General features: G+C 45.8%; 18 protein-coding genes and 1 CRISPR repeat array. Of the genes, 13 read left to right on the top strand and 5 right to left on the bottom strand.

Translation table 11 applies throughout. From position 1 onward, the window contains the following. On the top strand, positions 1 to 385 hold a 385-nt coding region (locus IQ270_RS18195; RefSeq protein ID WP_193974560.1), incomplete at its 5' end, for a hypothetical protein. A gap of 386 nt (positions 386 to 771) precedes the next feature. Here the strand turns inward: IQ270_RS18195 and IQ270_RS18190 are convergent. Next, a complete protein-coding gene (locus tag IQ270_RS18190) occupies positions 772 to 1,533 on the bottom strand; it encodes a class I SAM-dependent methyltransferase (protein ID WP_193974559.1) in 762 nt (253 codons plus the stop codon). Positions 1,534 to 1,540: 7 nt separating this feature from the next. Continuing rightward, complete coding sequence (locus IQ270_RS18185; protein WP_193974558.1) at positions 1,541 to 1,738, bottom strand: hypothetical protein; 198 nt, start codon at positions 1,736 to 1,738, stop codon at positions 1,541 to 1,543. A 701-nt stretch (positions 1,739 to 2,439) separates the two neighbouring features. Here IQ270_RS18185 and IQ270_RS18180 point away from each other — a divergent pair. Both IQ270_RS18180 and IQ270_RS18175 read left to right on the top strand, forming a co-directional pair. Continuing rightward, positions 2,440 to 4,989, top strand: coding sequence for a mannose-1-phosphate guanyltransferase (locus tag IQ270_RS18180; protein ID WP_193974557.1), 2,550 nt, complete (start codon positions 2,440 to 2,442; stop codon positions 4,987 to 4,989). A gap of 347 nt (positions 4,990 to 5,336) precedes the next feature. Next, positions 5,337 to 5,891, top strand: coding sequence for a single-stranded DNA-binding protein (locus IQ270_RS18175; protein WP_193974556.1), 555 nt, complete (start codon positions 5,337 to 5,339; stop codon positions 5,889 to 5,891). 186 nt (positions 5,892 to 6,077) lie between these two features. Here the strand turns inward: IQ270_RS18175 and IQ270_RS18170 are convergent, their stop codons facing one another. Beyond that, a complete protein-coding gene (locus IQ270_RS18170; RefSeq protein ID WP_228056476.1) occupies positions 6,078 to 6,515 on the bottom strand; it encodes a flagellar brake protein in 438 nt (145 codons plus the stop codon). 148 nt (positions 6,516 to 6,663) lie between these two features. Next, complete coding sequence (lipB, locus tag IQ270_RS18165) at positions 6,664 to 7,368, bottom strand: lipoyl(octanoyl) transferase LipB (RefSeq protein WP_193974555.1); 705 nt, start codon at positions 7,366 to 7,368, stop codon at positions 6,664 to 6,666. Between the two features lie 151 nt (positions 7,369 to 7,519). Here lipB and raiA point away from each other — a divergent pair, with 151 nt between their 5' ends. Further along, the gene (raiA, locus tag IQ270_RS18160; RefSeq protein WP_193974554.1) at positions 7,520 to 8,173 is read left to right on the top strand and encodes a ribosome-associated translation inhibitor RaiA; all 654 of its coding nucleotides are present in this window, start codon (positions 7,520 to 7,522) and stop codon (positions 8,171 to 8,173) included. Between the two features lie 251 nt (positions 8,174 to 8,424). Here raiA and IQ270_RS18155 read toward each other — a convergent pair whose 3' ends face one another. Next, positions 8,425 to 9,600: a YafY family protein gene (locus tag IQ270_RS18155; RefSeq protein ID WP_193974553.1), complete on the bottom strand. Its 1,176-nt coding sequence runs from the start codon at positions 9,598 to 9,600 to the stop codon at positions 8,425 to 8,427. Between the two features lie 183 nt (positions 9,601 to 9,783). On the opposite strand from IQ270_RS18155, the gene cas10 reads away from it, so the two are divergent. The 9 genes from cas10 (at position 9,784) to cas2 (ending at position 20,427) form a co-directional block, all read left to right on the top strand. Further along, positions 9,784 to 12,924 (top strand): type III-B CRISPR-associated protein Cas10/Cmr2, encoded by a 3,141-nt coding sequence (gene cas10, locus IQ270_RS18150; protein WP_193974552.1) that lies wholly within the window; start codon positions 9,784 to 9,786, stop codon positions 12,922 to 12,924. Continuing rightward, a complete protein-coding gene (locus tag IQ270_RS18145; RefSeq protein ID WP_193974551.1) occupies positions 12,921 to 14,060 on the top strand; it encodes a type III-B CRISPR module-associated Cmr3 family protein in 1,140 nt (379 codons plus the stop codon). The genes cas10 and IQ270_RS18145 overlap by 4 nt, the downstream gene beginning before the upstream one ends. Continuing rightward, the gene (gene cmr4 / locus IQ270_RS18140; RefSeq protein WP_193974550.1) at positions 14,060 to 14,977 is read left to right on the top strand and encodes a type III-B CRISPR module RAMP protein Cmr4; all 918 of its coding nucleotides are present in this window, start codon (positions 14,060 to 14,062) and stop codon (positions 14,975 to 14,977) included. Before IQ270_RS18145 ends, cmr4 begins: the two co-directional genes overlap by 1 nt. Positions 14,978 to 14,979: 2 nt before the next feature. Then, the gene (locus IQ270_RS18135; protein ID WP_193974549.1) at positions 14,980 to 15,558 is read left to right on the top strand and encodes a hypothetical protein; all 579 of its coding nucleotides are present in this window, start codon (positions 14,980 to 14,982) and stop codon (positions 15,556 to 15,558) included. Continuing rightward, positions 15,559 to 17,274 (top strand): RAMP superfamily CRISPR-associated protein, encoded by a 1,716-nt coding sequence (locus tag IQ270_RS18130; protein ID WP_193974548.1) that lies wholly within the window; start codon positions 15,559 to 15,561, stop codon positions 17,272 to 17,274. It abuts the gene before it with no gap. Positions 17,275 to 17,361: 87 nt separating this feature from the next. Next, a complete protein-coding gene (locus tag IQ270_RS18125) occupies positions 17,362 to 18,642 on the top strand; it encodes a hypothetical protein (protein ID WP_193974547.1) in 1,281 nt (426 codons plus the stop codon). Between the two features lie 193 nt (positions 18,643 to 18,835). After that, positions 18,836 to 19,120: a CRISPR-associated protein Csx18 gene (csx18, locus tag IQ270_RS18120; RefSeq protein WP_193974546.1), complete on the top strand. Its 285-nt coding sequence runs from the start codon at positions 18,836 to 18,838 to the stop codon at positions 19,118 to 19,120. 32 nt (positions 19,121 to 19,152) lie between these two features. After that, entirely contained in the window at positions 19,153 to 20,142 is a 990-nt protein-coding gene (gene cas1 / locus IQ270_RS18115) for a CRISPR-associated endonuclease Cas1 (protein WP_193974545.1), read from the top strand. Positions 20,143 to 20,145: 3 nt separating this feature from the next. Continuing rightward, the gene (cas2, locus tag IQ270_RS18110; protein ID WP_193974544.1) at positions 20,146 to 20,427 is read left to right on the top strand and encodes a CRISPR-associated endonuclease Cas2; all 282 of its coding nucleotides are present in this window, start codon (positions 20,146 to 20,148) and stop codon (positions 20,425 to 20,427) included. 187 nt (positions 20,428 to 20,614) lie between these two features. Continuing rightward, a CRISPR array of direct repeats spans positions 20,615 to 22,013; the repeat unit is 36 nt; unit sequence CTCCCCACTCGCTGGGGAAACTAATTGAATGGAAAC. Positions 22,014 to 22,060 lie beyond the last annotated feature (47 nt).

Raw genomic sequence — 22,060 nt, 5'->3', positions numbered from 1 at the left:
ACCCAAGCCCGCCGCCAAACCGTCGCCCTCGCCTCAACCGAAACCATCCGCCGAAGAGTCTCCTTCTGCCGCGCCTTCTGCCGCGCCCGAAGTGGCCCCGGAAGCCTCTCCCGCTCCAGAAGCTGCACCTTCTGTGGCCCCGGAAGCCTCTCCCGTTCCCGAAGCTGCGCCTTCTGTGGCCCCGGAAGCCTCTCCCGCTCCAGAAGCTGCGCCTTCTGTGGCTCCTAAAGTGTCTCCTGCTCCAGAAGCTGCGCCTTCTGTGGCTCCTAAAGTGTCTCCTGCTCCAGAAGCTGCGCCTTCTGTGGCTCCTAAAGTGTCTCCTGCTCCAGAAGCTGCGCCTTCTGTGGCTCCTAAAGTGTCTCCCGCTCCAGAAGCTGCACCCTAAAATTAATTGGCTATTGGTAATTGGTAATTGGCAATTGGGAATCGGGAATTGGTAATATCCAATTTGCTTGTTTCACTATGGTGAGTTAGTAGTTCGTAGGGTGCGTCAACTTCGATGATATTTGTTGGTTCTCAAACCAATTTCTATTTGCTGGCGCGCCCTAGTTTTTAAAGTGGGAATGAGCTTGTTTCTTGTCCGCTAGAGCCGGACTTTTGAGGACTGAAGTCCTCACTACAAATATGGACTTTTGAGGACTCAAGTCCTGACTAAAAACCTAATTGCCGATTCCCTTTAATATCGTTTCCGGTTGCATCGGTATTGTTTAACTGTTCAAACTGTCAAATATTAACTGTTATCAAAAGTGCAACCGGATCTCGTATAATCTCTCAATTGTATTGAATCTTGTACATTTGGAATAAGTCGCCACTTTGCTTTTTTACTACTTTAGCGCCCGCAGATTTTATCAGTTTTTCCCAGTCTTCTATTGTCTCTAAAAATACTTCCCCTGCTCGATAAGTTTCCAAAATTGCCCAGTCTTCTGCTAGAGGTGCATTGGGGTTGAGGACATCGAATACAAAATGACCGCCCGGTTTTAGTACCCGCTTTACTTCTCCCATGACAATATTCCAATAGTCTATGGGGTAGTAACAGCTAAAGCCTGTGGCCAAGCATAAATCAAACTGATCTTCTTCGTAATTTAATTTGTGGGCGGGGGCTAATTCTACTCCTTTGAACAGTTTGGAATTGAGCTGAGGGCCGCGGGCTTTTAATGCGTCTCGGGCGCTACTGCTGATTTCTTGACCGTAGAAATATGCTTCCCACTCCCGCCAAGGGTAGATCAGAAAGCTGACTCCGCAGCCAATGTCTAAACAGTGCTGGTTTTTTTGGGGTTTGGCAATTTTCCAGAAGGGGGAAACTGTTTTTGCTTGGAGTGTTCCGGCTACTGATTCTAGGAAAATCGGCATGGCTTCGACTTCTTCGGGTAGGGCGAATACTTCTCCTCGATATTCGCGATCGAACCGAGATGCCACCTGCGATAGTAAAATTGGCCAGTTGTGTGATTTTTCTTTGGCAAACCAAGTCTGTTCTTCGCCTGCAATTGGGCGATTCTCTTCGGGATAGCTTCGCTTCGCGGATTTTTTAGACATTCTTGAATTACCTTCTAGAGCCTTTAAGTGCTTTTGTAAAGTTTTGACGGTAAGGCTTATTAAAAATTAACGCCGGCCACAGCAGCGAGAGTTTGAGGCGATTTGCAAAACTTCTGTCGAAGTTAGTGCGATCGAAACCATTCCAAAATTTCCAAATTCCGCCGCCGTAAGCGACTAGCAAGACTAATCCAATTAACGGTTCCATCAAATAACCCCCTAAGCGACTGATTGGATTTTGAGTCAGCGAGCCTGCGTCGCTACTCTATAATCTATCATTTATTCAGACGCCTTGGAGTACGGATACCTGCTGCAATTCCACCTTTAGCTAGAGACTTAAAAATCCCCGCTGGCGGCAGACTTAAAAAGATAGCAGAAGGCAGAAGGCAGAAGAAAGAAGGAAAAAGGAACAAGCAACAGTCAGTAAGGGTTTGGGCAATTAAGAAGGTCATCGCAGTCCGGTTTTTGTTGCTGTAACAGCCAGGAAATAGCTTCCTGGGTGCAAGCAAGGACTTGTCAAAAGTGGATGATTCTCAGGACTTAGGCAATATCCTCTACAAGTCCGATCGCTCGCGCACAATGTCTCCGGTCCCGCCTAAAAACGGATACAAGCCCCGACTCCTGTGGCGGAGAGTCAAAAATTTAGACTTTTGTTGAAGCTGCCAGATTCACGGCGCTGCAAGTAAATCTTTAATGCGACAATCTCAAATCGAGTGACGCGACAAATCGTAATGCTGTTGAAATCGGTTGCTGTTGGGGGACGACCTCGCTTTTGGGGATTTTTAAAGATGTGCAACTACTCAAAAGATAATTAACCGAGAACCGATCGCCGTGCTGCACAAGTTACAGCAGGCAAACTTTTTTTAGCGGACAATGACGGTAGACAGCTTTCAAAGCAAGGAGAATTTTATGCGTGCAGTGCTGATGGCTGGAGGGTCGGGAACGAGGCTTAGACCCTTGACGTGCGATTTGCCCAAACCGATGGTGCCGATTCTCAATCGCCCGATCGCAGAACACATTATCAATTTGCTAAAAAGGCATAAGATTACGGAAATTATTGCGACGCTGCACTACCTTCCTGATGTCATGCGCGAATATTTTACGGACGGGGCAGAGTTTGGCGTTGAAATGACTTACGCTGTGGAGGAAGACCAACCGCTGGGTACGGCTGGTTGTGTGAAAAATATTGCGGAATTGCTCGATCGAACTTTTGTGGTGATCAGCGGCGACAGCATCACAGACTTTGACTTAACCGCAGCGATCGAATTTCACCGCAAGCATAAATCCAAAGCCACTTTAGTTTTAACTCGCGTTCCCAACCCGATGGAATTTGGGGTGGTGATTGCTGACGAAAATTACCGGATCAACCGCTTTCTGGAAAAGCCTTCTAGCAGCGAAATTTTTTCCGATACGATCAATACTGGCATCTACATTTTAGAACCCGAAGTCTTGGATTACTTGCCGGCAAATCAGGAAAGCGACTTCTCGAAAGACTTGTTTCCCATGCTGCTCGAAAAAAACGAGCCGATGTACGGTTACATCGCCGAGGGTTACTGGTGCGATGTCGGCCAGCTAGATGTTTACCGGGAATCTCAGTACGATGCGCTGCGGAAAAAAGTCAATCTGGATTTGAGTTACTACAACGAAGTTCGATCGGGAGTTTGGGTAGGTCAAAATACTTTTATTGACGATAGCGCGATCGTTGAAGTACCGGCGATGATCGGCAACAATTGCCGTATCGGAGCCCGAGTTAAAATCGATGCCGGTACAGTGATCGGAGATAACGTGACAGTCGGGGCCGACGCTAACCTCAAACGTCCGATCGTCTGGAACGGAGCAATTATCGGCGAAGACGTTCACGTCAGGGCCTGCGTAATTTGCCGCAGCACCCGGATAGACAGGCGCGCCCACGTCCTCGAAGGTGCTGTCCTCGGTTCGATGTCGGTCGTCGGAGAAGAAGCGCAAATCGGCCCGGGCGTGCGCGTTTGGCCAAGCAAAAATATTGAATCCGGCGCTCTGTTAAATCAAAATTTAATTTGGGGAGAACAAGCTAAGCGGAATTTATTCGGTCAGCGGGGCGTTCAAGGACTGGCAAATGTGGATGTTACTCCGGAATTTGCCGTGAAATTGGGAGCGGCTTACGGCTCGACTTTGAAACCGGGGAGTTCGGTATCGGTTTCTCGCGATCAGCGCAGTATTTCGCGGATGGTTTCGAGGTCTTTGATTGCGGGTTTGATGTCGGTGGGAATTAATGTGGTGAATTTGGAATCGACGGCTATTCCGATCGCGCGCACGGTTACGTCTACGATCTCAATTGCTGGCGGCATTCACGTCCGCATTTCGCCCGATCGTTCCGACCACATTTTAATTGAATTCTTTGATATCAAAGGCATCAATATTACTAAATCGGCTGAGAAAAAAATCGAGGGGGCTTATTTTAAGGAAGATTTGCGGCGAGCTCTAATTCCCGAAATTGGAGAGATGTCGTACTTTAACCAAGCTTTCGACGTTTACAACCGCATTTTTGAGCGGCAGATGAATGTTGAGGCAATTCGCTACAGCAATTCTAAGGTGGTAATCGATTACGTTTACGCAGTTTCTGGAGCAATTCTGCCGCAAATGCTCGCCAAGTTCGGCTGCGATGCGGTGGTACTCAACGCCAGTCTCAAGCAGACTTCTCTGAGCAACGGGGAACGGGAATATTTGCTCGACCAACTCGGCCGGGTGGTGAAAGCACTCAGCGCTAATTTTGGGGTGCAGGTGTCGGCCAACGGCGAACAGCTCATTTTGGTAGACGAGTCTGGGATAGCGATTCGCGGGGAAATGCTGACGGCACTGATGGTGAATTTGATGCTGGCTTCTCATCCCACAGGTACAGTGGTAGTACCGGTGAATGCGTCTTCGGCGGTGGAGGCGATCGCCCGCCGCTATCAAAGCAAGGTAATCCGCACTAAGGCAAACCCAACGGCTTTGATGGAGGCCGCTAACAGGAACCCGAATGTGGTTTTGGGCGGTAGCGGCAGTATGGGTTTTATTTTCCCGCAGTTGCATCCGGGGTTTGACGGAATGTTCTGCATTGCTAAAGTGATAGAAATGATGACGGTTCAGGAGCGATCGCTCGGACAGATCAAGGCCGAACTTCCCCGCGTCACCCACCGCAGTTACAGTGTCCGCTGTCCTTGGACGGTAAAAGGTTCGCTAATGCGGTATTTGGTAGAAACTCATGCGCCCGATCGTTTAGAATTAATAGATGGAGTGAAGATTTTTAACTACAGCGACGACAATTGGGTATTAGTTTTGCCCGATGCTAGCGAACCAACCGTTCATATCTTCGCCAACAGTGAAGACCGAGATTGGGTATCGGAAACTTTGAAGGAGTACCGCGTTCTGGTTAACGATTTTGTCAGTCAAACTGAGGCCGCGGTTCTCCAAGATACATTTGGTAGCGGTAATGAGTAATGAGTCAGTAGTCAGTAGTCAGTAGTCAGTAGTTATTGGTTATTGGTTATTGGTTATTGGTTATTGGTTATTGGTTATTTGTTATTGGTAACAACTGACAACTGACAACTGACAACTGACAACTGACAACTGACAACTGACAACTGACAACTGACAACTGACAACTGACAACTGACAACTGACAACTGACAACTGACAACTGACAACTGACAACTGACTGCTGACAACTGACTGCTGACAACTGACTGCTGACAACTGACTGCTGACAACTGACTGCTGACAACTGACAACTGACAACTGACAACTGACAACTGACAACTGACAACTGACAACTGACAAATTAAGTTATGAATAGCTGCATTTTAATGGCGGAAATAATTCAACAACCGCAACTCCGTTATACTCCAGACAATCAACTTCAAATCGCTGAGATGCTGATTCAGTTTCCCGGCCCAAAACCAGAAGACCCGCCAGAGCATTTGAAGGTGATAGGATGGGGAAATTTGGCTCAAGAAATTCACGAAAAATATCGCGAGGGCGATCGGGTGATTATTGAAGGCCGACTTGGTATGAATACGATCGAAAGAGATGGTATTAAAGAAAAGCGCGCTGAACTGACAGCCCAAAGGATTTACACTGTCGGTGCCGAGGCCGCGAGTGCTGCTCCCGCAACTAGAAATGCCCCTGAACAGGCTCCAATTCGCGACAGCGCCCCGGCGAACGTGCCGAGCAATGTGGTTCCTTTAGGCTCGCGCAACCGCAGTTCTAGCAGCCCTCCAGCGGGCGCTAACCGCCCGTCTAATTCTGATTGGAACTCGCAGCCTTTAAATTACGATTCCGATCGCTCTTCGAGTTCGTCTAACGAACCAGAAAATCCAGATTACGATCCGATTCCGTTTTAAAAATTAGGATGCGTCACTTTACGAGCGAACGCAAAACTTCGCTGTTCGATCGAAAGTGACGCATCTTAATTTAAGAGCGATCGGACTTCAGGAAAAAAAAGGTTCTCAAAAGGTGAGAGTGCGGTAGGAAAACGGATATCGCTTAATGCAGACCGAGAGGATATACTGGTAGATATACAATCTTTTTTAGAGATCGATCGTCAGAATTTTTTTCTTGCTTTTTTCGTCGCGCAGCACTACTGTATTGTAGGGTGATGTATCCGTCCCCAGCGGAATTGGCATCTTAAAGCTGGGACCTTTATGCTTGAGTTCGCCTAAATCAATGCCTTTGGTTATATTGCCATCTGTTGCCAGGTAAGCGGTAAGTTCGCCTTGATAATCTTCAATCACAAAGTCTCTGAAGAAAACGACTTCCCCAGCCTCGACATCGATAGCAAGGATAACAGTACCGCTAAACGTTACGCCTTTTTGTTCTTCATCAACCGTCGCCATTTTAATTTCCGAGGGGTCTTGACCGGACATATCTGCCATAATTTTTTTCTCCTGAGCGGAGCGCAATAAACTAACAAGAATCTTACCTGACTCTGGGGACGATCGCAAAACTCTTAGGACGTATTTCTGCATCTGTCTGGCTTCTCTCTCAGGTTAGAGAAGCCCGCAGTATTGTATTACACCACCAATTCTCTCAATTCTTCACATGATAGGAGATATCTGGCATAATTATCGCTTCACAGGCAGGATGGCTGTTCTTGACTGTCTTTTTGCCAGAGGTCTATGGAAAAGTTGGCGGGGACACAGCATACAAGTTCGATCGCACAATTTCGACTCCAAAAATGCGAGCAAACTCAGCGACAACGATCGCCCGCACGCGATCGACCTCAATTCCCGGTATAAATTGCTCTAAACTGCCAACCGGTCGATCGGGAATCCCACAAGGCACAATTTGCCCAAAACCTGCCAAATCCGGACACACATTTAAAGCAAAACCGTGCATAGTAATCCAGCGGCTGACTTTAATGCCGATCGCCCCCACCTTGCATCCATCCACCCAAACCCCAGTCATTCCCGGCACCCGCGAACCCTTCAAATCCAAAACATCCAACACCCTCAGCAGCACCTCCTCCAACTGTCGCAAATACCAGTGCAAATCCTGCTGATGACGGCGCAAATTTAAAATCGGATAGCCCACCAACTGGCCCGGACAATGGTAAGTCACCTCACCACCCCGCTCAACTCGGTGCAACTCCGGCTGAGTTTCGCTATCAAATTTCAGAAATTCCAACTTCGCGCCCTGTCCCAAAGTATAAACCGGCGGATGTTCCAGCAAAATCAGCACATCAGGCAAATCTGGATTTTCACGGCGTTCTTGCACCAGTTTTTGCTGGATTTCCCAAGCTTGGGAGTAGGGCACTTGTCCCCAATCGAGGAGTAAGCAGGGTTGTGCATTTAGGTGTTGAGGGACAATAGGGGAAAGCATGAAAAAAATCAATAGTGTTTCTACGGAATATTGGCGCAGTTTAAATCAAGAATTGTCAACATATAAAACAAGATTTGAAAGATAAGTGTTTTGTACAATACATAGTGCTACTGTATAAACTATACCCAAGTTAGAGAAGGGAGGGAGCTCTATGAAGCTTGTTATCCAGGGTAAAAATATAGAAATCACCGATGCGATTCGCGAGTACGTCAATCAAAAAGTTGAAAAGGCCGTGAGCCATTTTCAAACTTTGACGACGGAAGTGGACATCCATCTATCGGTGGCTCGTAACCCCAGGATCAATCCTAAGCAGACTGCTGAGGTGACAATTTATGCTAACGGCAGCGTGATTCGGGCTGAGGAAAGCACGGAAAACCTTTATGCCAGCATCGATTTGGTTGCCGACAAGATAGCTCGTCAACTACGGAAATTTAAGGAAAAACGCCACGACAACAAAATCCAGAGTAGTCCCAAAACGGTTGCGGTAGTTGACGAAGATCCTGTAGCAGTTGATTTGATTGGCGATCGAACTCCCGAACTTCCAGCCGAGGTAGTGCGGACTAAGTATTTTGCCATGCCTCCGATGACTGTGCAAGAAGCTTTAGAACAATTGCAAGTTATCGATCACGATTTCTATATGTTCCGCAATGCCGAAACAGGCGAAATTAATGTACTCTACGAACGCAAGAGTCACGGCGGCTATGGAGTGATCCAACCGCGCAACGGCAACGGCAACGGTAATAGCAAAAATGGCAAAACTGCTGAAAGCGCAGCACCTGAAAAATCAGGCGCTGCGAAGGGTTAGATAATTGCTGACTGCTCATTGTTAATGACTGCAATTCCCTAGCAATTAAGGACTAAAGTCCTTACTACAAACCTTTCGTTCGTAGTAAGGACTTCAGTCCTTTCTTGGTTTTTTACAGCAGCAATTTTGAAAATTAGCCCTAGGGTGTGTCGCCATCGAAAATCTCTAAAGAAAGATCGACAATCTGACAGCGACGCACCCCATCAGCCAATACGCTTGGGTTTTAACGATAACCCAAGCGTATTACCCGATCAGGTATATCTCGCGGCTAAATCTCTGGCTGCTTGTCGGTGTTTTTCTACTAAACTCGGCGGCCACATGACTTGTACGTTTTCCATGTGTTTGTTTACCCAGAGGCTGAATTCGTTTAAAGATCGATCGGGCAAATCTATCCAATAATCAACATACAGCAAATCGCCAAAACTATCCCTCGGCCCTTCTTTAATCTTTTGTCGCGGATGTCGCCGATCGCCCTCTAGAATAAATCCTACTACTTTCTCAAAAAATCGCACCTTTACTTTTTGCAACTTCAGCGTTCCCTGCAATTCTGCCTGCTGTTGCTCTGGCTTGCCCAAGAATAGCCCCCAGCCGTTTTTTAACAACTTTTGAGCTATTTTCAGACTTTGTAGCTGTGCGGCTGAACCGCGCCCTTCTGCATCGATAATTTCGCAGTAGTCGGTAAAGCGGTTCACCCGTTCTACGGTTAAATGCCCGTTGTCGCAATATTGGCAAATCAGGTACCAGGCGATGTCGTGATAAATCAGTTGCAGGGGCCAGATTCGCCGGAAACCGAGATGGCTTTTACCGTAATAATTGCTTTGACGGTAAAGTTCGATCGCCTGTCCGCGAACGATTGCTGTTTCTACGATGTCTAATTTTTGGAACAGGTTATGCTGATTGTTTTGGCGATCGATCATTTCGACAGGATCGGTGTAAATAATCGCCCGATTCAGGTGTTCGCGAACGGGATAAAACAATTCGCCTTTGAGTTCGATATCCAATCCGCGCAAAAGTTTAGTGAGTTTTTCACAAATTCTGCGGGCTTGGGGATTTCCCTGATATTTGGCTTGAGATGCTATTGCTTGAAATGCGAATATTAGTTCGTCGCGATTCATTGCGCCGGTACCGAGATAGTAGCCTAAACGATACATTCGTTTATCCAATATTCCGTAGTGTCGCAGAGTTTCTAAGTCTTTGCGAATTGTGGGAGTTGCGGGATAGTTTTCGGGAAATTGGATGTTGAATTCGGCGGCAATTTTCTGCAATTGCGATCGGACTTCTAGCAAAGCGTCGTGATATTTACTGTCGGAGGTTTCGGTATCGGAGTGTCCGATTCCGGGATGGTTTACTAATGTGGCAATTAGGAGCATGATGCGATCGAACGTTAGTCGATCGGCGTAGGGGTGAGGGGTCGGTTTTTTGGCCATGATGGGGGTAAGGTGGGTAAAAGTCAAGGAAAAGCCAATATTGACACAAGAATATATAAATGGCTGGAACTTGTTTTTTGCAGAGTTTTAGGCTTTGCAACAAGTTTGATAAATATTGTGAATCTGAAGACGTGAAGCTGGCTCGGCTGGTATAGTAAGTTCAGTCGTTAGCGGAAGACAGTAATGTCAGAATTCTGGCAAGCCAAGATTTGGGGATTGATGCACGATCCAGTCCTCAAGTCGCTGCATCGAGACATGAGTCGGGAGGGGGGATGGGAACAGTTGCAGTGCATGGAGGGCTGGAAGTCTCCGAAAGAACCCGCAACTCATTCCCAAACCAATTTGAATGGAACTTGGCTGAAGTATGTAGGATTGTGCGATTTGATCGCAGCCGCCAGCGATCGGACTACTGTTGGTAGACTGCCGCCGGAATATAGTGCCGTACTCTATGACAATCAAGGGTTACAGCTACGCCACTTGTTATCGGGAAAAGCACAAACTTTGATTTTAGAACAGTGGCACCACCGGATTATCGATCGCGATCGCACGGAATTTTTAGATTGGGTTGAACAAACTGCACTCGATCCTATTAAAAAATGGAAAGATCCGCAAAAAGTATTTTGGTGGTTGTGGCGGTGCTATACACAGGCAATTTCTACCTCTTTGGGAGCAGCAAAAGATGAGCCGTGCATTCATTTATTGCCCGCAGAAACGCGCATTCCCGATGCTTCTTTATGGAGTCATGTTACTATGACTTCTGCCTTAGCTGGAGGATTAGCAGGGTATTCCGACAATCCAGAAGATTATCCGAAAAAAGGCGATCGCAATTGGGCGCGATCGCGCCCTTATGTCGCTACTTTCAGCTTTACCCCCGTACAAGAATTAATCAAATCCAGCCGCAAAATGCGAGATTTTTGGGCTGGTTCCTGGCTGCTACACTATCTTTCTGCCAAAGTTTGTTGGGCGATCGCCCAGAAATACGGCCCCGATACTCTGCTTTACCCTTGTTTGTACGCCCAACCCCTAATTGACCATTGGCTATTACAAAAATATCCCGATTTTCAAGAGTGGATTAAACAGCCGCCCCAGTCAGTTTGGGAACAACAATTACTCACAGCAGGATTTCCCAATGTCTTAGTAATGATCTTGCCTAATAATGGTCAAGGTGCAGAAGCAACCAGCGGCAATCCAGTCCGCGCAGCGATGGCTTATGCCGAAGCAACGCTGCACCAAGAATGGAAAAATATCGGGCAAAAAGTATTAGCTTTCCTGCAAGCAGACAAAACAGAAGGCGGCGAACAGTGGCGCAATATCAACTCCCAAACTTGGGAGGGGTGGTTAAAAACACAGTGGCAGACATACTGGACAGCAGTGCCGATCGGTTCTTCCGATGCTGAATTGCATCATTCCCCCCGCAAAGAAACTGAGTACAAAGCATGGATTCAAAAGCAAAATGACTTTGCTAATCCGCATCCAAAATTATTTACCGATCCAGAATATAATTTTCTGGAAGCTGTATTTAGAAACACATCTCCCAAGTCCCAAGAAAACCTCTCCGAACCGGAAACCAGAGCCGAGTTTAGAGCAAAGCAGCCTAATATGAATGCAGGCTCTTGGTGGGCGAGTATTGTTGACTCCCTGCGCTTCAGCCTCAACGCTGTTAAAAATTCTAGAACTTGGCAACTGCCTACTGCCTTTGGCCCCCGTTCCACGGTTTCAGGAATAGGATCGGCCGTGCATCCCACCTATAATTCCAAACAAAATGATTGGGCGACCGAGGAACAAACTAGGGAATTTTGGTCTTATGATATGGGGTTATTCGACGGTATTGAACAACTCAATGCGACCGAAATCATCAAGCGCGGTTTGCACCAAATTTTGCTCAAAGAACTGTTTCCAGGGGAAGCCGAAAACCAGCGGGGGAAAATACCTGTTCTTTATCCCGATTTGAGTTCGGGTGTAGCTGGCTGGCTGCGAACAATGGAAGCAGCAGGGAATCAACAAGCTATTAACTACTTTTTGGCATCTTGTGCAAAAGTTATCGGTGATTTTAAATGGACAAATGACGGTGAATATGCACCAGCTAATTTACCTTGGGGCATTCCTTGGATCGCCAAAAATCATAGTAATTGGTACAATCCGCGCTTGCTGAATGCTGGCTGGTTGATTGATGACTATCACCCAAAAAGTGATAATCCTGACCAACTATTTACTCGCACTGAACAACAAAAAGCTAAACAAGAAGAGTTGAGGAAACTGCGAGAATCCATTTCTAAATTATTTGCTCCGGGCAATAACCCGACTGATTGGTACGTCTTAGCTGCTGGCGATGGCGACGGTATGGGTGATTGGCTCAAAGGTACAAAGCTAGAAGCATATAAGCATTATCTTCCTCATGCTTTGCACTGCAAGATTAATCAAATGCCTGAGCAGTTTCGGAAGCCATTTCAAGAGTTTCTGGAAGTGCAAAAGCGCATGGGCCCAGCTACTCACAGCGCTTTGAGTCGCGCTTTGTTAGATTTCTCGAATCAGTTAGTGCCTTACCTCACAGAACAGCGTTATGCGGGACGTTTGATTTACGGCGGTGGCGATGATGTTTTAGCCTATACCAATCTCTGGGAGTGGGATAAATGGCTGTGGGATATTCGCCAGTGTTTCCGAGGAGATAAAGATCCTTTGGGGGATTTAGACGAGCAAAATCGAGAATTTGATAACGAAGGAGATTACTGGCGCTGGAATGCTGGCGAATTACCTGAAACTTTATCAAGTCGCCCTTTATTTACAATGGGACACAAAGCAACGATTAGTTTTGGCATTGTTATCGCTCACCATTCCGTACCGATGGCGATCGCTTTGGAGAATTTGTGGAAAGCAGAAGGAAAAGAAGAAGGAGCCAAAAAACATAAATCGCCTGATGGCAAACAAAAGGATGCTGTGCAAGTTCGCATTCTATACGGTAATGGCAACATTTTGAAAGCTACTTGTAAGTTTCATGTGTTCCATCAATGGCAAGAATTGATTGCTATTCCAGGTTTAGATAGCGCAATTTTTGAGCAAGCTGCGACTATCTGGAATCAGCATCCAGCACCGATGTATGAGGCAATTGAACCGTGGACAAATGCCTTTTGCAGTCGCCGAGAAGCTTTTAAAGGCGATGAATCAATGCTGAAACACTTTAAAGAATTGTTAACAGAGTTTTTGCAAGGATTATGGCTGACAACTGAAGCTGGTAAAGAGTGCGATCGGCAAATCAACAACTGGCTGAAACTCGCCGCCTTTCTCATCCGCAACCGATCCATCAAACTAGGAGGTGAACGTCAATGAATTGGTACACAATTACGCCTCTGGATATTTTATTATTCAGGGATGCCAAACCCTTCACACCAGGAGAAAGAGCTTGGGCAAGTAGCACTTTTCCTCCCAACGGACATACTATTGCCGGGGCATTGCGGAAACTGCTAGGAGACAAGATAGATTTGCAAATTACTGGCCCGTTTTTGTGTCGGGATGAAACCCTTTATTTCCCTCGTCCCATCGGGTTTGTCGGCTCAATTCCCCTCGTACCTTTAGCGTGGGATAAAAACTCTAACTTACACCAAGCATTGTGGGATAAACAACAGCCTTGTCCTTTGGTAAAACCTTCGGATTGCAACAAAGATCATGAACGCAAAGATGAGGAAATTGGTAATTACAAATTTAGGGAGTATTTGCCATTTACAACTGTACAAAAATATCTACACTCTGGTAAAATTAACAGAGATGACTGGCTGACAGAAGACAAAACAAAAACAGAAATTGAACCTTGGTTAGTTGAAACTCGATCGCACAACGCCATTCAAGAAGGCACGCGGCAAGTCAAAGACGCTGATGGGTATTTTGTCGAAAATGCCATTCGTCTAAAGGAAGGTTGGAGTTTGGCGATCGCCCTAAATCAAACTATCGAAACACCAGCGATAATTCAATTAGGCGGTGAAGGACACCGCGCCATTTTGCAGCGGGTAGAAGCCTTAGATAACCAATGGCAAAAACTCCAAGAAATATCAAAGGAAAACTTCGATAAAGATGGCAAATCAATTGCCTATCTCGTCACTCCCGGAGTGTTTGAACGCCGCGATAGCAAAGATAATCGTCTATCTATCTGCCGTGCGTGGCCCTCGGAATGGAAATTAGCTCATGCAGTTAATAGCAATCAAAAAATTGGGCCATTAGTCAGCGTTTCAACAGCCAGCGCACTGCCAATAAGTTGCCGCATTCGAGACAAAGATGATCGAGAAAAAAGTATTCCTGCACCCCAAGTGTTTGCCGCGCGTCCCGGTAGTTTGTATTACTTGAATCAACCGGAGGCTTTGTTTCAGGATAATCCTGGTTTGAATAAAAAGGGGGAACCGCATAAAATTCAAGTTTGGCGGCAGTTAGGTTACTCGGAATTGTTTTGGATTAATTACAAGGAACAAAAATAATGACAGACTTTCGGGTTGGATATTTGTACAGTCTTGCTCCCATTCACTGTGGTGGCGAGGGCGATTTGGGCAATATTTTAGAAATTGCTCGCGAAGTTCACACCAATTTTCCATACATTCCTGGTTCCTCATTGCGGGGAAGCTTGCGAGATGAAGTGACACAGCTTGACGAAGATGCAGCTAATTCTTTATTTGGCAAAGAATTAGATAAGAATGGTCAAGGTCAAATGGGAGTGCATCAAGTTTGGTTTGGAGATGCGCGTTTGTTATGGGTTCCCATGCGAACAATGGCAAGCGGAAATCGAGATGTTTTTACTTGGGTAAGTTGCCATTCTTTGATTCGCGATCATGCTTTGATTGCCAAGTTACCGGGGGTAATATTTCCCGCTCGCCCAGTTGGCACTCAGCCTGGAAACTATATGGTTGCTGATGCTCAATTACAAGTTATGGCAATGAACGATGAGCAAAAAAAGGCGATCGCACTTGCTGGCAATTGGCCTGACGCATTAAAAAGCTCAGTTAAATCAACATGGGAAAAAAGCTGCATAGTTTTGCCTGATGCTGATTTTCAAGTCTTGATGGAACATTGTTTGTGGACGCAGATTCGCAACAAAATTCAAGAAGGAAACAGCGGCGCAGGTTCCGAGGGTTCTGCTGAGGTATTTTGGACAGATGTTTGCATTCCGCGAGACACCATGTTGTATTACTCGTGGGGTTATAGCTTACTCAAAAACAATCCGGTAACGCTAGACCAGCACAATCTCTTAAAGAATGCGATCGAGGGATTGATTCAAGTTGGTGGTCAAGCCAATGTCGGTCGAGGCTGGGTGCAAAGTTGGGTAGCCGATAGCGCCGCACCAAAAGCAATTCAACCATCCGAACAATCCAATAAAAATGCTACGGCTGTAGGGAGTTAATCATGAGTAAAAAACAGAAATCATCTCAGTTTTTTAAAGGGCCAAAACCAGCCAATTTCTCCGAAAGTGCTGCTCAGGAAAAATTGCCTAATGCTGCAACAAATTCTAATCCGGTTGTCAACCAGAATCCAGTAAGACCTAGTCCGCAAAATTCAGGAAAAAGTTCAGCAATGGTTCAGCCAGAACAAATGAGTTTAACCGCTCATCAGCACATTCAAGAATACTTGAAAGCTGCGACTAAGGTCAATATTGAAAAAGAAGACTTGAATGCAGTCTTGCGGCTGTCGCAGCACTTGCGAGTCTTTGGATTGCTTTCTGCTGTGGGCTACTTGAATCAATCCAACGCTCAAGAAAATAATGAAACTCGCAAGCGAACAGTGCCAGTTTGGGGGTTGCTTTTAGGGCAAATGTTGGGGAAAACAATTAATGCCAGCAATGCTCTAGAGCGCCGGGAGTTGATGGAAACAGTGGCAACAATGGCTAGGGAGAATCCAGGGGAGTATATGGCAACTTGGCGCAAGTCTCTGATCTTAGCTGAACAGTGGAATTTTTGGGCAAGAGCTTACACAAAGGGGGAATAAATGTACGCTGGAAATCAATTAATTCAACTGCTGCAAAAACAGCATCAAGCTAGAGGTAACTCTGATTTATTTCAAATAGGCACATTTACCATTCAGTGGCGGGCTAAAGTCGGTTCTTTCCCCCATCCAGACGGAGAAACAATCGTCTCTGCGGGTGAACCTTGCGGGGCGTGGCCTCCGTCTCAAGAGGAGCCGAAAGATAAGCCAAAAGTGGCGGAAAATTTGCAAGAGTTGCCAACACTACCGCTCAATGGCTATGTTCCAGGTTCGGGGATTCGCGGGTTAGTGCGATCGTGGGCAAAACAGCGCCCAGAAATTCAACAGAGAATGCGCGAATTGTTGGGCTATCAACAGAACAATACTATTAGCGCTGGCAAAATTGAATTTCTTGATGCTTGGCCAAAAGAGCCGACTAAACTAACTCTTGATATCGTCAATCCTCAAGAACCATTTCAAGTTTTTCACGAAGGACAAAGCACTCCGCTGTCATTTTATGCCTTGGGTGACGGAGAAAATACGATCGAGCTAACTGTTGCTATTCGAGGCATTCCTGGCAAAGCAAATGCTGCGGAAGTGGCAGAAGTTTGGGGATGGGTGCAGCAAGCTTTAACACTTTACGGTGTGGGAAGTCGGACTGCTTCGGGTTATGGCGCGATCGCATCTCCTGACATTTCCAAACCAACTCTTGACCCCGACTATGCTAGCAAAACCTTTGATTTTACCCTTTACAGTCAGGGATGCTACGGTGCTGATTCTCCCCGTCCAGGTCATAGTGGTGAAGTTGAATTGCGCCCTTCTCACTGGCGCGGGTGGTTGCGATCGTGGGTTTTGCGCTTTTTGTTGGGAGTGATGTCAGAAACTAATGCCAAAAAAACATTAGGTGAATTGTTCGGAGTTTTGGAACCTGATAGTTCCAAAGGATGCGTTAAAATCCAAATGATTAAAGGGGAAATTTGTTGGGGCAAGAGATCTAACAACCAACCTTATTTTTACACTTGGAAAGGGAAGTTACAAATTAGCGCACCCAAAGATATCTTGAGCAAGATTATTCTGCCCGTAATTCGATTTGCAGTTATGGTAGGCGGTGTTGGCAGAGGATGGCGCAGACCCTTGCATATCTTTGTCATGAACAACGGCAGAGATGCTGCCAGAGGCACTTATTTAAGCTTAACTCACCAAGTCAGAAATCCCGATACTCAAAGAATGCAAAACAAGCTTTATGGCTTAGGTTTGAATCAGTTAGCTTGGACAAAGACTTATCAGGATTGGCTGAATGCCGTTCGACTTCAATGGCCAAACAGATTTAGTCAGGGTCAAAATCCCAAAGCGGAAGTGTTTTCACCAACAACTTGTGCTGTTTATATTCTGCCCGACCCCGATGAAGAGCCTGTAGACAAAGAAAATCAGGAATGGAATATTACCAATCCCGTAAAGACTCGCGGTGGTGGCATGGATTTAATTTACCAACCGAAGTACAAAAGAAACAGTGATGTAGGTGGCGATGCAGGTAGTGGAAATGCTCACTGTTCTTGGGTAAGTATCAAGCGGGTTAATGTTTCTAATAAAAGTGTAGGAAGCGACTGTCAAGAGGTTGTCTGTCTGTTTATGGGCGGACAAACTCCCCTGTCAACTCATTTTCGCACTGACTTTCTTAAAGACTTAGCCAAAATTTCAGAGGCCATTAATTTATTTGGCGTTGAACCACCGAGTTCCTAATTTCTTTTCCAGTAGGGTGCGCCCCAGCGCACTTTACCAACTCAACTTTCCGACTAAAACTTCCCACAAATCATCCAGGTAACAACAATGGCAAGCAGCATCGTCCTCTCCTTCGTCGGCCAACAAGACCCCTACTCCGAAAACACCAATCAAGAAGGCTCGATCGCCACTCTGATCCGCCACCTTCTCGACCAAAAATACAGCATTCGCCGCGTCATCCTCCTTCACACTCAAGATGTCGCCCAAAAAGCTAGCGATACCAAACATTGGCTGCAAGACAAACCTTTTAACCTCTCAGAAGACAGCATCGAATTAGTCCCCGTCGGTGCAGAACTTTCCAACGATCCAGTCAGTCTCCTGTTAGCAGTTCAAGAAGCTCGCAAAGGTTTAGAAAAAGCAATTCCCTTCTTGAGTAAACAAGACAGATTAGAATTTAATGCCTCCTCTGGAACGCCTGTGATGAAAACTTCCTGGAGCCTTTTACAAGCTGCTGGAAATGCTCCCCACAGTTCGGTTTGGCAGGTGCGAAACCCTAGAGAAATGAAAGAGGGACAACCTCGCGTTTTTCAAACTAATGTCGATACTTTGAAAAATGAATTTGATTTCAAAGTTGTTAAGCGGCAAATCGAAGATTATAATTATAGTGGCGCTTTAGTTACTCTCAAAGATAGCAATCTCTCCACCAACCTCATTATTGCTTTGCTTGAGTACGGTCAGTACCGCCTTGCTTTTGACTTCGATCGCGCTTTCAATTCCATCCAGCCGTTTGCCAGTTATATTGAACCTGAATTTATTTCTGAAATCGATAGGCTGCGTCAAAAAGATCGGATTTCCCTATTCATGGAAATCTATTTTAAAGCTATAACCAAACTCAAGAATCAGCAATATGCCGATTTTTTGGTTGACTTGTTCAGATTTCAAGAGGGTTTTCTCCGCTTTTTGGTGAAAAATAAATTGGGATTTGCTCTTCCCGAAAAAACTGGAGAAACTCAATTTTTTTGGCATAATATTAGACTGTTCGATCGCGGAAATCTTGAGAAGCATCTCAACGGATACAAAGTAAATGGTGAAAACCTTAAGTTTGGACAAGGATTTCCCAGCCGGATTGTGCTTATGGCAATTTTGGAATGCTATCAACAGGAGTTTGATAACTTGTTGAAAATCCTCGGAAAATTAAATTATTATTGCGAACAGCGCAATCGCTGCGTTCACAGTTTTGAAGGCGTTTCCGAACTAGAAGATGGAGGCAAAATTGTCAAGGTATTGCGGGATGTTTTGCAGCAAAAAACAGCCGTCCCAGACAATAACCCGTTTAATGTTCTCAACAAAAAGATATGTGATTTACTCACAGAGTGCAAGCACAGTTAAGTGCAGCAGGTGAGGCGCGATCGCCCCCAACAACCTCCAAACCTAAAAGCGACTATCCATCTGCAACAATTTCACCCATCCGCCGGGGGTTTCAACCCCCCGGCCACCTCACAAACTTAACTAAAATTTTTACCGTCACCCTGCATCTACAACCAAAATTGACCATCCATATTCAACCCAAAATAACACAACTATGTACATCACATCTCGCGCATCCACAATCCGCAACTTCTCCCTAGCCGCCGTCAATGGCACCATCACTCTCATTATCCTCCTAATCGCACCCCTCGGATTAGCTGCCGTAATTTCTAACACATTCCTTGTCACGGTAGCCACTTTTTTTGCATCGACAGTCGCTGACCAAATTGTTCGCTACCTCCAACCATCTCGCGCCCAAGAAATCCCAAATTCCTTAGAATCTATCCCAGAATCGTCGCAAATTAGCCCGCGCCACGATTCCCAAAATTTAGACAGATAACTAATAATGTTGCAGCGGCGGGTTTATTGCTTATGCGTACCGTCTACGTTTCTCAACCGGGTTGTTACGTTTCCTTGCACCAAGAAATGCTGGTGATTAAAAAAGGCGAATCTGTGCTGGGTGAAATTCAGCTTCCTCTCCTAGAACAACTGCTGATTTTTGGTCAATCTCAAGTCACAACTCAGGCTATTAGAACTTGTCTGTGGCGGAATATTCCGATCGCCTATCTTTCGCGGATGGGTTACTGTTACGGGCGGATTGTGCCGATCGAGCGCGGCTACCGTCAACTCTCTCGCTACCAACAACAGTTGTGTTTTGCCGAACGTTTGCAGGTGGCCAGACGCATTGTGCAGGCTAAGCTGAAAAACAGCCGGGTGATCCTGATGCGACAGCAGCGCCGACAGGCTTCTGATGTGATTGTTTTTGCAATTAACTGTTTGGAACATTTAATCAAAAAAGCTGGGGAGGCTGAAACTATTGAGAAGTTGATGGGGATGGAAGGTGCGGGCGCTGCTCAGTATTTTTCGGCTTTTGAAGAGTGTTTGAGCAATCCTGATTTTGTGTTTGTCGGCAGGTCGCGCCGCCCTCCTGGTAATCCGGTTAATGCTATGCTCAGTTTTGGCTATCAGGTTCTCTGGAATCATTTATTGAGTTTGATTGAGTTGCAAGGTTTAGACCCTTATTCGGCTTGTTTGCATCAGGGAACGGAACGCCATGCGGCTTTGGCTTCGGATTTGATTGAGGAATTTCGGGCTCCTATTATTGATTCGTTAGTTACTTATTTAGTCAATCGCCGATTTGTGGATGCTGGCAATGATTTTGTCTATAGTAACGGCGGTTGTTTTTTAAATGATGCTGGCAGGCGCAAGTACCTGAAAGCTTTTTTGGAGCGCATGGAGGAGGAAATTGAAACGGATTCTGGCAAGCAGCCTAAGTGGGATTTGCTGAACCAACAAATCAAAGCTTACAAACAGTTTGTTTACAATCCAACGGAGCTTTATAAACCTTACCAAATTCGTTAAACCTTGCTTTTCTATGTGGTGATTTACGATATTCCTGACAACAAACGGCGCTGTAAAGTGCATGATTTGTTGTCAGGTTATGGGACTTGGGTGCAGTATAGCGCTTTTGAGTGTGTGCTCAGTCGAGCTAAGTTTGATGAATTACGATCGCGAATTGAGCAAAAGGTAAATCTCGAAGAGGATAGCATCCGGTTTTATCCGGTGTCGCGCCATACTTTGGGACAGGTGGAGGTTTTGGGAGTGGGGGCACCGATCACAAAAGCACCTCGATCGGTGATTATTTAGCTAATGCTGCGAGGCTGGCGGTAAATTAGCTCAAACGACCTTTTTTCGTCGGGAGCCTCGCAGGTATACTGGGCAAGGGTTTCAGATATTATTTTGAGCGGACACAGGTGTGAGTTTGACAAAATTTATCTGAGCCTCGCAAATGGCCTCTAGACACCTTGCGCTGTCTTGGGTGTATGATAGAGGACTCCCCACTCGCTGGGGAAACTAATTGAATGGAAACGTGATAAGAGAGATTTACAAATAGGACATAAGTATAAACTCCCCACTCGCTGGGGAAACTAATTGAATGGAAACGTCATAACCCACAAGCTGCTTTTTCTCCAGCGTTATGAGCCTCTTCTCTCCCCACTCGCTGGGGAAACTAATTGAATGGAAACCGATTTCTTCTTTTGATGCGTTTGCGTGGGCAAACAAGCCTCCCCACTCGCTGGGGAAACTAATTGAATGGAAACTGTAAGGTTAACACTAAAATTATTCAAGACCTCTTACCTCCCCACTCGCTGGGGAAACTAATTGAATGGAAACAAGAGTTTTTTATAGCTAGTATTATATTCAGCATCATGACTCCCCACTCGCTGGGGAAACTAATTGAATGGAAACCCCGCTGATGCACTACGACCTTTGTTGGCTTCTTTAATTTACTCCCCACTCGCTGGGGAAACTAATTGAATGGAAACATATTACCAGCACCAGTAGAAGTTTTATGGAGAGCAAAAGACTTGACTCCTCCCCACTCGCTGGGGAAACTAATTGAATGGAAACTTCAGCTATTCGTTTAATACGTCTAAGACCAAAGACATTATTCTCCCCACTCGCTGGGGAAACTAATTGAATGGAAACGAAGATACGCAAGAAACAGCACCAATTACCCTAGCTCCCCACTCGCTGGGGAAACTAATTGAATGGAAACTTTTCTCTTAAGAGTAATTCTAATTTATCACTCACTCCCCACTCGCTGGGGAAACTAATTGAATGGAAACTCTTTATTCAGAAATGAGTTTTCAGGGTAGAACTCCATCCGAGGCTCCCCACTCGCTGGGGAAACTAATTGAATGGAAACCAAGGATGGGAATTATCTCGAAGTTCAAAAAATCCCTCCCCACTCGCTGGGGAAACTAATTGAATGGAAACTATAGTTGTCTGTACTGCTGCTTTATTCTCCCCTGCCAATCTACTCCCCACTCGCTGGGGAAACTAATTGAATGGAAACTCTAAAATCTTCCGGTGCTGCCCCTTCTGAGGGGAGTTGGCTCCCCACTCGCTGGGGAAACTAATTGAATGGAAACTTCATCCCAAAGAAATGCACCAGATGTAATTTCTTTAGTCTCCCCACTCGCTGGGGAAACTAATTGAATGGAAACTGGAAGTCACTTAGCTCTCAACTACCCTGACAATTCTCCCCACTCGCTGGGGAAACTAATTGAATGGAAACGTTTCTATAGGAGATAGAACTAAGTACAAATTGGGTCTTTGCTCCCCACTCGCTGGGGAAACTAATTGAATGGAAACACTAATCTTATTTTCTTTAACTTTAAAATTAGCAGGTTCTCCCCACTCGCTGGGGAAACTAATTGAATGGAAACTTCAATTGAGTGTTACTACTTGGCTTTAACATCTATCTACGACCCAC

The sequence above is a fragment of the Microcoleus sp. LEGE 07076 genome, assembly GCF_015207455.1.
Taxonomy (GTDB): domain Bacteria; phylum Cyanobacteriota; class Cyanobacteriia; order Cyanobacteriales; family Microcoleaceae; genus Microcoleus.
This window is presented reverse-complemented; position numbering and strand designations above follow the sequence as displayed.

Coding starts and splice junctions, on each gene's coding strand:
- IQ270_RS18145 (WP_193974551.1), top strand. CDS start 12,921: ATGAATTGGTACACAATTACGCCTCTGGATATTTTATTATTCAGGGAT.
- cmr4 (WP_193974550.1), top strand. CDS start 14,060: ATGACAGACTTTCGGGTTGGATATTTGTACAGTCTTGCTCCCATTCAC.
- cas1 (WP_193974545.1), top strand. CDS start 19,153: ATGCGTACCGTCTACGTTTCTCAACCGGGTTGTTACGTTTCCTTGCAC.
- IQ270_RS18135 (WP_193974549.1), top strand. CDS start 14,980: ATGAGTAAAAAACAGAAATCATCTCAGTTTTTTAAAGGGCCAAAACCA.
- lipB (WP_193974555.1), bottom strand. CDS start 7,368: ATGCTTTCCCCTATTGTCCCTCAACACCTAAATGCACAACCCTGCTTA.
- IQ270_RS18190 (WP_193974559.1), bottom strand. CDS start 1,533: ATGTCTAAAAAATCCGCGAAGCGAAGCTATCCCGAAGAGAATCGCCCA.
- IQ270_RS18155 (WP_193974553.1), bottom strand. CDS start 9,600: ATGGCCAAAAAACCGACCCCTCACCCCTACGCCGATCGACTAACGTTC.
- cas10 (WP_193974552.1), top strand. CDS start 9,784: ATGTCAGAATTCTGGCAAGCCAAGATTTGGGGATTGATGCACGATCCA.
- raiA (WP_193974554.1), top strand. CDS start 7,520: ATGAAGCTTGTTATCCAGGGTAAAAATATAGAAATCACCGATGCGATT.
- csx18 (WP_193974546.1), top strand. CDS start 18,836: ATGTACATCACATCTCGCGCATCCACAATCCGCAACTTCTCCCTAGCC.
- IQ270_RS18125 (WP_193974547.1), top strand. CDS start 17,362: ATGGCAAGCAGCATCGTCCTCTCCTTCGTCGGCCAACAAGACCCCTAC.
- IQ270_RS18175 (WP_193974556.1), top strand. CDS start 5,337: ATGAATAGCTGCATTTTAATGGCGGAAATAATTCAACAACCGCAACTC.
- IQ270_RS18170 (WP_228056476.1), bottom strand. CDS start 6,515: ATGCAGAAATACGTCCTAAGAGTTTTGCGATCGTCCCCAGAGTCAGGT.
- IQ270_RS18185 (WP_193974558.1), bottom strand. CDS start 1,738: ATGGAACCGTTAATTGGATTAGTCTTGCTAGTCGCTTACGGCGGCGGA.
- IQ270_RS18130 (WP_193974548.1), top strand. CDS start 15,559: ATGTACGCTGGAAATCAATTAATTCAACTGCTGCAAAAACAGCATCAA.
- IQ270_RS18180 (WP_193974557.1), top strand. CDS start 2,440: ATGCGTGCAGTGCTGATGGCTGGAGGGTCGGGAACGAGGCTTAGACCC.